The 13,682-nt window shown below is 39.0% G+C and carries 13 protein-coding genes and 1 pseudogene; 6 read left to right on the forward strand and 8 right to left on the reverse strand.

The annotated features are described in order from the left end of the window. Window positions 1-7 precede the first annotated feature (7 nt). Window positions 8-547 carry a CvpA family protein gene (locus AC3CH7_RS12805; protein WP_012295574.1) on the reverse strand — a complete coding sequence of 180 codons (540 nt, stop codon included), beginning with the start codon at window positions 545-547 and terminating at the stop codon, window positions 8-10. Window positions 548-552: 5 nt separating this feature from the next. Then, window positions 553-813 carry a cell division protein ZapA gene (zapA, locus tag AC3CH7_RS12810; protein WP_012295575.1) on the reverse strand — a complete coding sequence of 87 codons (261 nt, stop codon included), beginning with the start codon at window positions 811-813 and terminating at the stop codon, window positions 553-555. Window positions 814-948: 135 nt separating this feature from the next. On the opposite strand from zapA, the gene rnhC reads away from it, so the two are divergent. Together rnhC and AC3CH7_RS12820 are read left to right on the forward strand one after the other, a co-directional pair. After that, window positions 949-1,875: a ribonuclease HIII gene (gene rnhC, locus AC3CH7_RS12815; RefSeq protein ID WP_197223716.1), complete on the forward strand. Its 927-nt coding sequence runs from the start codon at window positions 949-951 to the stop codon at window positions 1,873-1,875. A gap of 402 nt (window positions 1,876-2,277) precedes the next feature. Continuing rightward, window positions 2,278-2,922: pseudogene (locus AC3CH7_RS12820) on the forward strand (transposase); the annotation flags it as partial. 159 nt (window positions 2,923-3,081) lie between these two features. On the opposite strand, the gene pheT reads toward AC3CH7_RS12820, so the two are convergent. From pheT to AC3CH7_RS12835, 3 genes are all read right to left on the reverse strand, one after another. Further along, the gene (gene pheT, locus AC3CH7_RS12825; protein WP_036217381.1) at window positions 3,082-5,499 is read right to left on the reverse strand and encodes a phenylalanine--tRNA ligase subunit beta; all 2,418 of its coding nucleotides are present in this window, start codon (window positions 5,497-5,499) and stop codon (window positions 3,082-3,084) included. Between the two features lie 12 nt (window positions 5,500-5,511). Then, window positions 5,512-6,549: a phenylalanine--tRNA ligase subunit alpha gene (gene pheS, locus AC3CH7_RS12830; RefSeq protein WP_012295579.1), complete on the reverse strand. Its 1,038-nt coding sequence runs from the start codon at window positions 6,547-6,549 to the stop codon at window positions 5,512-5,514. Between the two features lie 391 nt (window positions 6,550-6,940). Further along, window positions 6,941-7,705, reverse strand: coding sequence for a TrmH family RNA methyltransferase (locus tag AC3CH7_RS12835; protein ID WP_012295580.1), 765 nt, complete (start codon window positions 7,703-7,705; stop codon window positions 6,941-6,943). Window positions 7,706-7,898: 193 nt separating this feature from the next. Between AC3CH7_RS12835 and AC3CH7_RS12840 the strand changes: the two genes are divergently transcribed. After that, window positions 7,899-8,294 (forward strand): (deoxy)nucleoside triphosphate pyrophosphohydrolase, encoded by a 396-nt coding sequence (locus AC3CH7_RS12840; RefSeq protein ID WP_031416407.1) that lies wholly within the window; start codon window positions 7,899-7,901, stop codon window positions 8,292-8,294. Window positions 8,295-8,301: 7 nt separating this feature from the next. Here AC3CH7_RS12840 and AC3CH7_RS12845 read toward each other — a convergent pair whose 3' ends face one another. The 3 genes from AC3CH7_RS12845 to AC3CH7_RS12855 form a co-directional block, all read right to left on the reverse strand. Beyond that, a complete protein-coding gene (locus tag AC3CH7_RS12845; RefSeq protein ID WP_031416408.1) occupies window positions 8,302-9,279 on the reverse strand; it encodes a sensor domain-containing diguanylate cyclase in 978 nt (325 codons plus the stop codon). Between the two features lie 26 nt (window positions 9,280-9,305). After that, window positions 9,306-10,097 (reverse strand): alpha/beta fold hydrolase, encoded by a 792-nt coding sequence (locus AC3CH7_RS12850; protein ID WP_488381765.1) that lies wholly within the window; start codon window positions 10,095-10,097, stop codon window positions 9,306-9,308. A gap of 148 nt (window positions 10,098-10,245) precedes the next feature. Beyond that, entirely contained in the window at window positions 10,246-11,595 is a 1,350-nt protein-coding gene (locus AC3CH7_RS12855) for an FAD-binding oxidoreductase (RefSeq protein WP_488381766.1), read from the reverse strand. A gap of 165 nt (window positions 11,596-11,760) precedes the next feature. On the opposite strand from AC3CH7_RS12855, the gene AC3CH7_RS12860 reads away from it, so the two are divergent. From AC3CH7_RS12860 to AC3CH7_RS12870, 3 genes are all read left to right on the forward strand, one after another. Then, a complete protein-coding gene (locus AC3CH7_RS12860; RefSeq protein ID WP_012295585.1) occupies window positions 11,761-13,170 on the forward strand; it encodes a LysM peptidoglycan-binding domain-containing protein in 1,410 nt (469 codons plus the stop codon). A 120-nt stretch (window positions 13,171-13,290) separates the two neighbouring features. Next, a complete protein-coding gene (locus AC3CH7_RS12865; RefSeq protein WP_139015345.1) occupies window positions 13,291-13,458 on the forward strand; it encodes a YfhD family protein in 168 nt (55 codons plus the stop codon). 12 nt (window positions 13,459-13,470) lie between these two features. Beyond that, entirely contained in the window at window positions 13,471-13,662 is a 192-nt protein-coding gene (locus tag AC3CH7_RS12870; RefSeq protein WP_012295586.1) for an H-type small acid-soluble spore protein, read from the forward strand. Window positions 13,663-13,682 lie beyond the last annotated feature (20 nt).

Consider the following 13,682-nt stretch of genomic DNA (forward strand, 5'->3'; position numbering starts at 1 on the left):
TAGTTGACTATTGCATATAAATATACCACCAGTTTTGGAACATCTTTGTAATGACCGGTGTATGCTCTAAAATAAGACCACTTAACAATGACTTCGACATTAAATTTTGTATGCTATCAATCGGTAGTAAAGCGCATACGTATAGCAAAATAAACATAATTAAATAGTTTTCAATCATGCCGAACAGCGCTCCTAGCCAACGATTTACTGTGTTCAGTACAGGTAAATAAGCGATAAAGTCAAAAATCGATGCCACAATTTGCAATGTTATTTTTACGGCGAAGAAAATTACCGCAAAAGCAATTACACGATAGAATGTGCGGTCTAAATCTAGACTGTCTATCACGACACCAAGACTACCTGTATCAGTAACTCCTGGATATGGAACCCAAAATACAAATTTTTGTGCTAATGGCTTATAATAAATATACGCAACAATTAGGGCTACTATAAAGCTGACAATGTGCATCATTTGTACAATAAAACCACGTTTTGCACCGACACCAATTCCAGCTAACAGTACCACTAATATGATTAAATCTAACATTCTCTTCAACCCTTTAATTTTTTCAATTCTTCTTCCAGTTGCTCCAGCCGCTCTTTTAATAGTAAATTATCATGTACTGTATTTACTGCTGTCAGAACAGCAAGTTTTGTGCTATCAAGTGAGGGATTATGTACGTTCATCTCGCGCATACGGTCATCAACAATCGAAGCAACAAGTCGCATATGGCCAATGGATTCCAAGCCGACCATTTTATATGTATGACCATATATTTCCACAGAAATTTTATTCTTTTCTTGTTTTTCCATAGTCGCACCCTCCTATAAATTCGATACTCGCAAGATTTTTTTCGCTTGCTAGCACCATCACACAAAAAAGCTATTTATTATCATACCATGAAAGGTATAAAATTGTGAACAATGAGGACAGAAAGGATCGATTAAATGTCAAATATTGTGCTTTCCATTTCAACAAATATTCAAAAAGAGGTGATGGCATACTATGCAGCCAACTATATTGAACGTAAGGCTGCTGGTGTAATCTTCGCCGCAAAACTACCAGATACCTCCATAACAATGTATAAATCAGGAAAATTAATGTTTCAAGGTGGTGGCGCTGAGCGTGAAGCTGCCCGCTGGGGGACAATTGAAAAAACACCGAATTCGAAATCAGCTATTATTGGGGCAAAGGGGGATACACTACCAGACCAATTTGCATCGATGTCCGTATTAGGCTCAGATGAAACAGGCACAGGGGATTATTTTGGCCCCATGACAGTAGCTGCCGTGTATGTACCTTCATCCAAAATTGAACTAATCAATGAGCTTGGTGTCAAAGACTCAAAAATGTTATCGGATGATTATATGCGGAAAATTGCTCCTGATTTACGAGCAGCCTGCGTTCATAGTGTTCTCATCTTACGCAATGAAAAATATAACAGCCTACAAGCAAAAGGCTATTCACAAGGGAAAATGAAAGCCATGATGCACAACAAGGCACTGCACAACACCCTGGCAAAAATGGCTCCCGAAACACCTGAATATATCTTAATTGATCAGTTTGCAGAACGGGGTGTTTATTACAATTACTTAAAAAACGAACGAGAAATTGTACAGGAAAGCGTGTACTTTTCTACTAAAGCCGAGCAATTGCATGTAGCCGTGGCCACAGCATCCATTCTAGCTCGTGCTGCGTTTTTAAAGGAAATGGATCGTCTAAGTGATATAGCAGGTCTAGAGTTAATGAAAGGGGCCTCAAACAAGGTAGATGTGCAAGCTGCACGTATTTGGCGTAAACAAGGCGAAGAATTTCTACGCTCCATTACAAAATGGCATTTTGCTAATACAGAAAAAGCGAGAAAGATGATTTAAAAAACTACTATATATAAATTAACCACTAAAAAAGATTGTCTATATGACAGTCTTTTTTCTTTTACAATGAAATAAAGTAAAGCCGTTGATTTCCACTACGGGCGGATGCTTTCCGCGGGCGGGGTCGAGCTGCTTCCCTCGCTTCGCTCAGTCCAGGATCTCGACTTTCCCGCTTTTCCCACAGGAGTCGCTGCCCTTCGTTCCAATCAACTTCTACATAAAGTACTCCATCTACATAGGGTGTTGAAAAGTAAATTTTTGAGGTGATAAACGATGATGACGAAGAATCCATCCAATGAACGAGAACAATTAGAAATGTTAACGATTGATCCATTAGTTCCCAACAATCATTTAGTGCGAAAACTAGAGGCTGCTATTGATTTTTCATTTATCTATCCTTTAGAAGGCTTTGTCTTAGGTGCCATTGTGACTCTGGAAAATGTGCACGATAGCCATGTATTGTAGCCACTTGTGGAAAGGGTCATTCAAAACGTTCAAAAACCATTAGCTGTTGCTGCAGACGCAGCCTATAAAACACCAGCGATTACGATCTTTTTGTTAGAGAATCAAATGTTGCCTGTTCTTCCATATACACGCCCTAAAACGAAAGATGGATTCTTCCGAAAGCATGAGTATATATATGACGAGCACTATAATTGTTATCTTTGCCCACAAGGGCAGATATTGAAGTATGCGACAACGACGAAGGAAGGATATCGCCAATATAAATCGAATCCTTTGATTTGTGCGAAGTGTCCATGCCTTTCCCAATGTACAGAAAGTAAGCATCATCAAAAACTCATTCAACGTCATATTTGGGCGTCGTATGTGGAGGAAGCTGAACATTTACGCCATTCCTATGACATCAAACAAATTTATGCCAAGCGCAAAGAAACGATTGAGCGTGTCTTTGCGGATGCAAAAGAAAAGCATGGTAAGCGATGGACAACCTTAAGATGTCTAAAAAAATGGTCCATGCAGGCGATGCTTACTTTTGCTGCCATGAATTTAAAGAAACTAGCTATTTGGACGTGGCAGACAGCTTAAGAGAGCATCTATGCTCGAAGAGAATGTTGGATAGCAATGATTTACTAAATATTGAAAATAAAAGAGAAAGAAAAATGACAAAAGTCATCGAGAGTAAACTTCTCGATGACTTTTGACTAAGTTTAAGACCATCTAAAACGACAGTCTTTATTATAAATTTTAGCGTACCTCTGTACCGTCGATTGTAGCAATTGCTTTTAGTACTTTATTGTGTGCAGCTACTACTTCTTCATCTGTTAACGTACGTTCTGGGTCGAAGTATGTGAGTGAGAATGCTACAGATTTTTTCCCTTGCTCCATTTTCTCACCTTCGTAAACGTCAAATACACGGATATCCTTCAATAATTTCACGCCGGCTTCATTAATAGCTTTAACGACTTCACCTGCAGTTGTTATACGGTCCATAATGAGCGCAATATCACGAGACATTGCAGGGAAACGAGGTACTGGTGTATAAGCAAGTGGCGCTTCTTGATTTGTTGCATTTAATAGAGCAACGAGATTCATTTCCATGATATAAGTATCTTTTACACCCCATGCTTTTTCCTCTGCAGGATGTAGTCCACCTATGATCCCAACTTGCTCGCCATCTAATAATATGCTAGCTGTACGACCTGGATGTAATCCATCAATTTGTGCTTTTTCAAATGAAATACGATTTCCTAGACCAAGCTTGCCAATGACACCCTCGATAACACCTTTTAAGACGAAGAAATCTACAGCCTTTTTCTCACCTTGCCATGCGTGATCTAGCCATTTCCCTGTAAGGACTGCTGCTAGATGCTCTTCTTCGAAAGGCTGTCCTTCCTCCGATTGACCAAGAAATACTGAGCCAATTTCATATAGTGCTACACTGTCTGCTTGGCGGGCAACATTATAGGCTGCTGCTTCGATTAAGTGTGGAACTAGGCTTTGTCGTAGTGTAGAGCGATCTTCGCTCATAGGCATTAGTAAACGAGTTACTGGCTCGGCTTTCAATGCAAATCGTTGTGACAGCGCATCAGATGTTAATGAATACGTCACAGCTTGATACAGACCAGCACCCTCCATATAGCTACGAACAACACGACGATTAGCTTGATAAGATGTCAAACTACCTACTTGTGTTGCACCTTCTGGTAATGTCATTGGAATCTCATCATAGCCATAAAGTCGAGCAATTTCCTCTACGATATCCTCTTCGATTTTAATATCCTGACGACGTGTTGGTGCATCAATAATTAATAAACCATTTGCAGCTTCTACTCCGAATTTTAGGCGCTCTAAAATAGAAAGCATATCCTCTAATGCGATCTTCATGCCTAAACGTTCGTTAATAAAATCTGGTGAAACGACAACACGTGCTGGTGTTTTGTCTAACTCGTCTACTATACATGTTCCTTCCAATACTTCACCACCAGCTAATGCAGCAAGTAATGTTGCAGCACGTTCGGCAGCAGGTAAAACACGGTTAGGGTCCACCCCTTTTTCAAAGCGAGCAGATGCATCTGATCGAAGGCCAAGATGACGAGATGTTTGACGCACTGTTAAGCCATCGAAATAAGCTGATTCAATGACAACAGTCGTTGTAGAATCCGTTACCTCAGAATTAGCACCACCCATTACACCAGCTATAGCAACTGGCTCTTTGCCATTCGTAATAACTAAATCTGACGCTCTTAATGTACGTTCTTGATCATCCAAAGTTGTGATTTTCTCACCATCTGTCGCTTTACGAACAACGATTTCACCCGTTGCTAGGCTATCATAGTCGAAGGCATGAAGTGGTTGACCATATTCCATTAACACATAATTCGTCACATCCACTACGTTATTATGCGGGCGCACACCTGCTGCCATCAAACGATTTTGAAGCCACATTGGAGACTCACCAATTTTGACATTTTTCACAACTTTTGCGACGTACATTGGATTTGCTTGCATATCTTCCACGCGAAGCTTTAGTAAATCCTCTGCTTTTTCATTGGCAGCTTGATAAGCGATATTTGGATACTTTACTTCCTCTGACAGGATAGCACCCACCTCATACGCTACACCCAGCATTGAAAGTGCATCTGAGCGATTTGGTGTTAAACCAAGCTCTAGCACCGTATCGCGTAAGCCTAGAATGGCTAGCGCGTCAGTTCCTACTTCCGCATCCTCCGGAAGCACGTAAATGCCCTCAGAATAAGCTTTAGGAACAAGCTTTCCTTCAATACCAAGCTCTTGTAATGAACAGATCATGCCATTTGATTCATGTCCTCGGAGTTTAGCCTTTTTAATTTTAATACCGCCTGGCAAATGGGCACCTGGGCGAGCCACAATTACTTTTTGACCAGCATCTACATTGGGAGCACCACAAATAATTTGTTGAGGCTCTTCTTCTCCAACATCAACTTGACAAATATTTAATTTATCGGCTTCTGGATGTTTATCCTTTGATACAACATATCCGACTACAACTTTATCCATTGCATTCGCACGATCAATGACTGCGTCTACTTCAATCCCTGAGCGTGTAATTTTTTCTGCTAATAGCTCAGGTGCTAAGTCCTGTGTATTGACATATTCTTTTAACCATTCTAATGATACTAACATATTTTATCCCCCTTACGCCTCTGTTCGCTCGAATTGTGATAAGAAACGAGTGTCACTTGTATAGAAATGTCGAATATCGTCGACACCATATTTCAACATGGCAATACGCTCTGCACCAATACCAAATGCGAAACCAGAAACTTTCTTCGGATCATAGCCAGCCATTTCTAAGACGTTTGGATGAACCATACCTGCTCCTAGTATCTCAATCCAGCCAGTGCTCTTACATACGTTACATCCTGCACCACCGCATTTAAAGCATGAGATATCCATTTCAACAGATGGTTCTGTGAATGGGAAGAAGCTCGGACGAAGTCGAATTTCACGTTCAGCACCAAACATTTTTTTTGCTAAGGTATCTAAAGTTCCTTTTAAATCACTCATACGAATATTTTCCCCAATTACTAAACCTTCAATTTGCATAAATTGATGTGAGTGAGTGGCATCATCATTATCACGACGGAATACTTTTCCTGGACAGATGATACGAATAGATTCACCTTTTTTAGCTTCCATAGTACGAGCCTGTACAGGTGATGTATGGGTACGTAATAATATTTCCTCGGAAATATAGAACGAGTCTTGCATGTCACGAGCAGGATGACCCTTTGGTAAATTTAATGCTTCAAAGTTATAGTAGTCCTTCTCTACTTCAGGACCCTCTGCAATTTCATAGCCCATGCCAATAAATAAATCTTCAATTTCTTCAATAACACGTGTCAATGGATGACGATTCCCGACTTTTATTGCACGTCCAGGTAAAGTAACATCAATCGACTCACTTGCTAATTTTTCAGCAATAGCCGCTTCTTCAAGTACAGCAGCCTTTGACTCTAATACTGCCGTTACGTTTTCACGAACATTATTCACTAAAGCACCCATTTTTGGTCGCTCTTCAGCTGATAATTTACCCATACCTTTTAATAAATCAGTAATGGGCCCTTTTTTCCCTAAATATGCAACACGTACTTCATTTAATTCTTTTAGACTTGCTGCCGCTTCAATTTTAGCAAGTGCTTCTTGCTCTAATTGCTTTAATTGCTCTTCCATGTTAAAACCTCCCTAGAAAATTAACGCCTGTTTTTAGGCATAAAAAAACTCGCCCCTAAAAAAGGGACGAGGACATATTCGCGGTACCACCCTAGTTATTGCAAGGCCCAATATCCTTACAATCACTTCATTGACATAACGACTTGATAAAGCCGGCTTACCTTTACAGCATTAGACTGGTCCCGGTAGCTGCTCACGGGCTGAATTCAAAATTGCATCGGTACGGCGTTGGCTCTCAATCTCCGGCCACACGCTCCCTGTCGTCCATTCACAATTTTTACTACTTCCCGGTCATAGCATTTCATATTTAAACTTACATTTTAGAGTTAATTATACAATAATAAACTGTTGCAAATCAAGGGACAACTAGCAACAAGCATGAATCACATAATTATCTCACAAAACCATATAGAACTATACCGGTTGCAACAGCTACGTTTAGTGATTCTGCCTGACCCAAAATAGGAATGATTATATTTTGGTCTGTCATTGCTAAAAGCTGTGGCTGAATACCACTTCCTTCATTCCCCATTATAATCGCAAATGCACCAGTATGATGAATGTCGCTATAAGGCACCGCGTCTTCATCCAATGCCGTACCAAATACAGGTACTCCTTGATCCTGTAAAAAGTCGACACATTCTGTTAATTCTTCACGTACTACAGGGATGTGGAAATGTGAGCCTTGTGCAGCTCGTAATGTTTTAGGATTGTAGATATCGGCACAACCCTTCCCTAAAATAACAGCGTCTAACCCAGCAGCATCAGCTGTACGTATCATTGTCCCAATATTACCTGGATCTTGAACAGCATCGATCAATAGCACTTTACGCCAAGATGTCTTCGCTTCCTCCTCTAAAACAGGTTGTTTACAAATAGCAAAAACACCTTGTGACGTTTCTGTTTCAGCAAATTCCTTCGCTACTACTGACGTCACCTCTACAATAGCGATTCCATCAATTGGCCATAGCATCGGTAAATCTACACCTTCACGCACAATAATCTGTAGGACTTGCTCCTTATGTTTTAATGCTTCTTCTATGAGGTGAAAGCCTTCGACTATGAATTCACCTGATCGTTCCCGCTCTTTTCTTGTTGTTGCCAATTTTTTCCAATATTTCACTAACGCATTTTGCGTAGATTCGATTCTCTTCATTGCTACCTATTACCGCCTTTTTCCTATATATTGACCATTATTATACCTTAGGAAATACCAAATTTCATAGCTATGTGAGAAAACTGTTATTTTTCTAAGACAAGTATAATTTTAGTACAGCTCTAATAAATCCATTATGCTATAATCATACATATTTCTCAGTAATTTTACAGTATCAAAAAAGGGGATGCGGATGAAAAAAACAATCCATGTAGTTGGTGCCATAATTGAAAATGATCGACAAGAAATTTTTTGTGCTTTAAGAAATACCCATATGGTGCTCGCTAATTATTGGGAATTCCCTGGTGGTAAAATTGAATCCGGCGAAACTCCTCAGCAAGCACTTTATCGAGAAATCCTTGAAGAATTCAACTGCATCATTCAAGTTGGTGATCCAGTAACGCAAACTCTTTATGAATATGAACCATTTTTCGTTCACCTAGAAACTTATCTAGCCACTATTGTCGAAGGTACTCCACAAATATTGGAACACGCTGAAGCAAAATGGGTTCCTCGTCAGCAATTGCTTGAGCTTTCTTTCGCTCCTGCAGATTTACCTTCCATTCAAAAATTATTAGCGGAACAATAAAACACATTTACTTCATATCATAAAAATGGGTCACTTGGTTACGACCATTTTTTTTCGATGCATACAAGGCGTCATCCGCATTCTTTAGCAAGGTCGTACCAGTATCTTTAGATGTGACGGTTGCCAAACCAATACTTATGGTCACTTGACCAGCTGGCCAATGATCTAACGCAACGGTTTTTCTTATTTGCTCCCCTATCTCTTTTGCTGCGGCAATCTCGGTTTCCGGTAAAATCATAACAAATTCCTCACCACCATAACGAACGACGGTATCTTCTTTACGCGCTCGTTGTGTTAATAGCTGTGCCAATTGAGCAAGAACATCGTCACCTACTTGATGTCCAAACGTATCATTAACCTTTTTAAAGTGGTCAATATCAAGAATGCATAGAGAGAAAGGCTTAGCTGATTCATAATAACTATTGAGCTGTTGTTCAAGTTTTTCTTGGAAGAATCTCCTATTTTTTAAACCCGTCAGTTTGTCTGTCTCTGATAATTCAACTAAGGAAGCATTCACGGTTAATAATTTTGCCTGTTGTTGTTCGATTTCTACATATATTTGCTCCAAATTGGCTAACGCCTGTTCTTTTTCTTGGTAGGCTGCCTCTAGTAGCTTCTTAGCTGAACGTAACTCTTGTTCATAATCAATACGCTTTTGCATTTTGACTAAAATACAATCAATTCGCTCTACCGTATCTTCCGTATACAATCTAGCATTCATTAGAAAAGGTATGGCCATACCTTCCTTATGTTTGAGATGAATAAACAATTCCTCTACTTGCTGTTCTAAATTTATCGCCGGATAAAAATAGGAGTGAAAAATTAATTTATTAGGAGTAGATAGAAGTATTTCTAAATGTTGTTGTAGCAAATCCACCTGTTCAAAGCCTATCCATTTTAGTAAGGTGTGATTGACCTCAGCAATCACTCCTTCATGAGTGATGGAAAGAAAACCACAGGGCGCATCATTAAGTCGTTGTTCCATTTACAATAATCCTTTCATTATCTTCTCTACAAAAAATCCATAATACACTGAATGGTTTCATTTGGGTGACTAATGTGAGGGTAATGTCCTTTCGCTTCCATTAAGCTAAAAGTACTGTCTTTAATATGTTTATGTAAATAATCTCCTACACTTATGGGCACAATACTGTCCTCGGAGCATTGTATAATTAAAACAGGGACTGTTACCTGTGATAATTCATTTCGATAATCCGATAAAAATGTTACCTCGGCAAATTCTCTCGCAATGACAGGATCTGCAGATTTAAATGTTTGTTTGAGTTCATCCGTTAATGCTGGATTTTCAGGATTGCTCATTGCGATAGGGGCCATATAACTTGCCCAACCCGCAAAGTTCATTTCCATCATCTCTAATAATTCCGAAATATCACTACGCTCAAATCCACCAATATATTCACCATCATTTAAATAACATGGAGAAGGACCAATCATAATTAATTTTTTAAAGTATTCCGGTCTTTTGATGGATGCAAGTAATCCAATCATGGAACTAATAGAATGTCCTACAAAAACACTTTGCTGTAATTTTAAAGATTCAATAATATCCAATAAATCTTGCATGTAGCCTTCCAAATTTTTATATTTCTCTGATATATAGGCATTTTTATCTGATCTTCCAGAGCCGGCATAATCGAATAAGATAATTTTATATTTGTCTATAAATGCAGGCGTAATATAACGCCACATGTTTTGATCACAGCCAAAACCATGTCCAAAAATAATCGATTGATCTCCTTGTCCAACTATTTTCACATGATTACGAACAACAATATTTTCCATCCAACTAACTCCTTTTAGAAATATATGTAATAGTTTTATTGTGAACTTTGGTACGGTAATTATCAAGATTAATTTCCACTTGTAGATTGGACATACTTTGATCATTAAAAAGAGCAGCAATGCGTCCGCATACTGCTCATCATATTGTCTATAACCATTTTCTAATTGGCGGAATACTTTGCGGAAAGTGAAAAACATTAAATGGATCATATTTTGTTTTCACTTCTCTCAGCCTTCTAAAATTACGACCATAATAGGCTGTTGGCCAATCCTGAATAAATCGATCTGGGAAATTGACATAATCACCAGTGGTATATGGAGATAAAGCTCTTCGTATGTTCTCCACCCATTCGATATTTTTCTTTTCTTCAGCTGGCTTTTTCCAAGAAGTATTGTATTCTTGAGCCATTATTGCATTTCGGTAATAATAGGCTGTGCGAGTTGGCGAAATTTCACTGACTGCTCCTCTTAAGGATTGTTGCCAAATTGTCGTATTTTGATTAGGGGCAAGCGTTAAAAAATCCTTCATTCTTTTAATGGCCTCAAAAGGAAGTGGTCTCTCTATAAAGGAACCTGATCTTTTATAGAGAACTGGTTGATTACCACTCGGTAGATCAAAAAATTCTACAGCCTTGATATAGGGTACTTCCTTTATCCATATATTTGTTGGTGAACCTGCCTTCCTTAGAGGTCGAAGAAGTTTTTTTAACTCAGCTGTAGGACCCACAAATTCCCCTTGTGCTACAACCTCTCCAACTTCCTTAGTCTTTAACTCAATTTGCGATGTCAAACGCTTATCGGTAAAGGGAGCCCATTTTTGCCAAGTATTAAAAGCAAGCTCAAAATCGTCCCATCCCCATGTGATAGAAAAGAGCGAAACTTCACTGATAGCATGAAGCTTGAATGTTAATGAAGTAACAATCCCAAAATTACCGCCGCCGCCACCACAACTTGCCCAAAAGAGGTCATTATGATTTTGCCTATTTGCTTGGATGATTCTAGCCCCATCCTGTCCACTTGCCGTCACTATCTCTACTTCGAGGAGATTATCACAAGTTAGCCCAAAAGGTCGTGACAGCATGCCAATCCCCCCACCAAGAGTTAAGCCAACTACACCAACGCTACTTTCTGTGCCAGCAGGTATCGTTACACCATTTTCCCATAATTCTCTGTACACCTTTCCTAAATTGGCTCCAGCATCGATTTTGACCGACATATCTTGCAAATTAATAGCCATGTGATTCATATCACTTATATCAATGACAAGTCCTTTATTTAATATCGAATAATTTTCATAGCTATGGCGGCCACTGCGAACCCTGAAAGGTTCATTGTTTTCTCTTGCCCATCTCAAGGCATTCACCACATCTTTTGTTCTTTGACAAAATACAATTATTCTCGGATATTTTGGATTACTTAAATTATTATTCGTCCTGGCTTGTTCATAATTCGGATCTTCAGGAGTAACGATTCTGCCTGTAAGTTTCGCTTTTTTCACCTCAAACCCCTTTCCTATCATACCTAACTTATGTCATATCCTATGCTAGGTATCATAGGGAAAGAATTTGAAGTTTTAAGCATTTTACTTTTCTCTTATAAAAATACTCATTTCTTCATTTGAATCATATGATGCAGTAATGAACTATCATGTAGGAGGTGTTCTATGATTATTCATGTAGTAAGTGCTGGGGAAACGCTATGGCATATTGCCAATCGTTATGGGGTATCTGTGCAATCTATTACCTTATTAAATGCGTTAGCCACACCAGATCAATTAGCCATCGGACAATCACTTGTTATACCGTCACCCTATACCACCTATACCGTTAAAAGCGGAGATACATTATGGGCAATTGCACAGCAATTTGGCGTTCCGCTAGAAGCCATCATTGCAGACAATCATCTAACTAACCCTGATATGTTAACCCCTGGCACTAAATTAATTATTCCACCAATCATTCATATTGTGGAGCCTGGAGAAACTTTATGGCAAATAGCTCAAGAGTATGAGACGACCATCCAAGCAATTGTTGCTGTAAATCATATAAACAACCCTAATATGATTTATGTCGGCGCTCAGTTAATCATCCCTAGAAAATTACCCCTCATTGAAGTAAATGCTTATTCTTACCAACCATCTGAGGAAGCGATTGATTCCATTAATGCCGTTGGTCATCTACTTACTTATTTTAGTCCTTTTGCATATATGATGAAGGAAGACGGTACACTACAGCCTATAAACGACGAAAAAATGATAGCAGCTGCACAGGCTAAAAACATCATTCCTATGCTAACGCTCACTAATTTTACTTCTACAGAGGGTGGCTCTAATTTAGCACATGTTGTCTTGTCCAATGAAGATTTACGTGTCAAGGTGATGAATAATGTTTTGCAGGTAATGCAAGAGAAGGGCTATCAAGTTTTGAATATTGATTTTGAAAATGTTTTACCAGCAGATCGAGAAAATTACAATGCGTTTATACAATTAGCTGCGGATACGCTTCATCCAATGGGCTATCTCGTGTCAACTGCACTCGCACCTAAAACAAGTGCAACGCAAGCTGGAACGTTATATGAAGCACACGATTACGCGGCGCACGGTCGAATAGCAGATTTTGTGGTTTTGATGACCTATGAATGGGGGTATCGCTTTGGTTCTCCTCAAGCGATTTCCCCTATTAATGAGATGAGAAGAGTTGTGGAATATGCACTGACAGAAATACCAGCAAATAAAATTTTATTAGGCTTTGAGCTATATGCTCGTGATTGGCTATTACCCCATGTCAAAGGCCAAGAAGCCGAAACTTTTAGTCCACAGCAGGCTCTTAATCGAGCCATTGAATATGGCGCTACTATCCAATTTGACCAAACAGCACAATCCCCATTCTATCGTTATGTCGATGAACAAGGGAGAAATCACGAGGTATGGTTTGAAGATGCAAGAAGTGCCCAAGCTAAATTTGACTTAGTCAAACAATATAACCTTCGAGGAATTAGTTATTGGGCTTTAGGTTTCCCATTTCCACAAAATTGGGTACTTTTAAATGAAAATTTTTCTATAATAAAACCTTAGCTTTTTCTTATTGTGTACTCAACTAATAAAGATATGCTACATTTTCCCGATTTTTTCCCATGATAAAAAGCTCATTTCAAAGCCATATTAAGATATATCAATTTGAAAGGAGCAACTCACATGGGAAGAGACAATAAACAAGGTCAAAGTAACAATAAAGGTTCATTACCTCAAACACCAAAAAATCAGAAGATCGCCCCTAATAAGGTTAGCGAGGAATTTTCTCAAGAGTTCATGGAGCTGATTAATTCAGTAACCCAAAATCAGCACAATAAGAAGAAAAAATAAGGGGGGCTTCTGTTGGATTATCAACGTGCACATGAAATTGTCGCCTCACCGTTAGAATATGAAGTGAGCTATAATGGTGTATCCGTTTGGATTGATAAACTCCATGATGATGAGAAAACAGCGACTGTTCACCTACGACGCTCTTTAGAGGAGCGTTCTGAAGTAGATATATCCGAACTGAAGGAAGAATATCTCGTTCACTAGAAAAGAAAGAACCTGCTTCA

This window comes from Lysinibacillus sp. F12 (genome assembly GCF_057773605.1).

What these genes read in the sequence shown, in the direction of transcription:
- AC3CH7_RS12850 (WP_488381765.1), bottom strand. Translation starts at nt 10,097, where the DNA reads ATGGAAAATATTGTTGTTCGTAATCATGTGAAAATAGTTGGACAAGGA.
- pheT (WP_036217381.1), bottom strand. Translation starts at nt 5,499, where the DNA reads ATGTTAGTATCATTAGAATGGTTAAAAGAATATGTCAATACACAGGAC.
- zapA (WP_012295575.1), bottom strand. Translation starts at nt 813, where the DNA reads ATGGAAAAACAAGAAAAGAATAAAATTTCTGTGGAAATATATGGTCAT.
- AC3CH7_RS12835 (WP_012295580.1), bottom strand. Translation starts at nt 7,705, where the DNA reads ATGAAGAGAATCGAATCTACGCAAAATGCGTTAGTGAAATATTGGAAA.
- AC3CH7_RS12805 (WP_012295574.1), bottom strand. Translation starts at nt 547, where the DNA reads ATGTTAGATTTAATCATATTAGTGGTACTGTTAGCTGGAATTGGTGTC.
- pheS (WP_012295579.1), bottom strand. Translation starts at nt 6,549, where the DNA reads ATGGAAGAGCAATTAAAGCAATTAGAGCAAGAAGCACTTGCTAAAATT.
- AC3CH7_RS12840 (WP_031416407.1), top strand. Translation starts at nt 7,899, where the DNA reads ATGAAAAAAACAATCCATGTAGTTGGTGCCATAATTGAAAATGATCGA.
- AC3CH7_RS12845 (WP_031416408.1), bottom strand. Translation starts at nt 9,279, where the DNA reads ATGGAACAACGACTTAATGATGCGCCCTGTGGTTTTCTTTCCATCACT.
- AC3CH7_RS12860 (WP_012295585.1), top strand. Translation starts at nt 11,761, where the DNA reads ATGATTATTCATGTAGTAAGTGCTGGGGAAACGCTATGGCATATTGCC.
- rnhC (WP_197223716.1), top strand. Translation starts at nt 949, where the DNA reads ATGTCAAATATTGTGCTTTCCATTTCAACAAATATTCAAAAAGAGGTG.
- AC3CH7_RS12865 (WP_139015345.1), top strand. Translation starts at nt 13,291, where the DNA reads ATGGGAAGAGACAATAAACAAGGTCAAAGTAACAATAAAGGTTCATTA.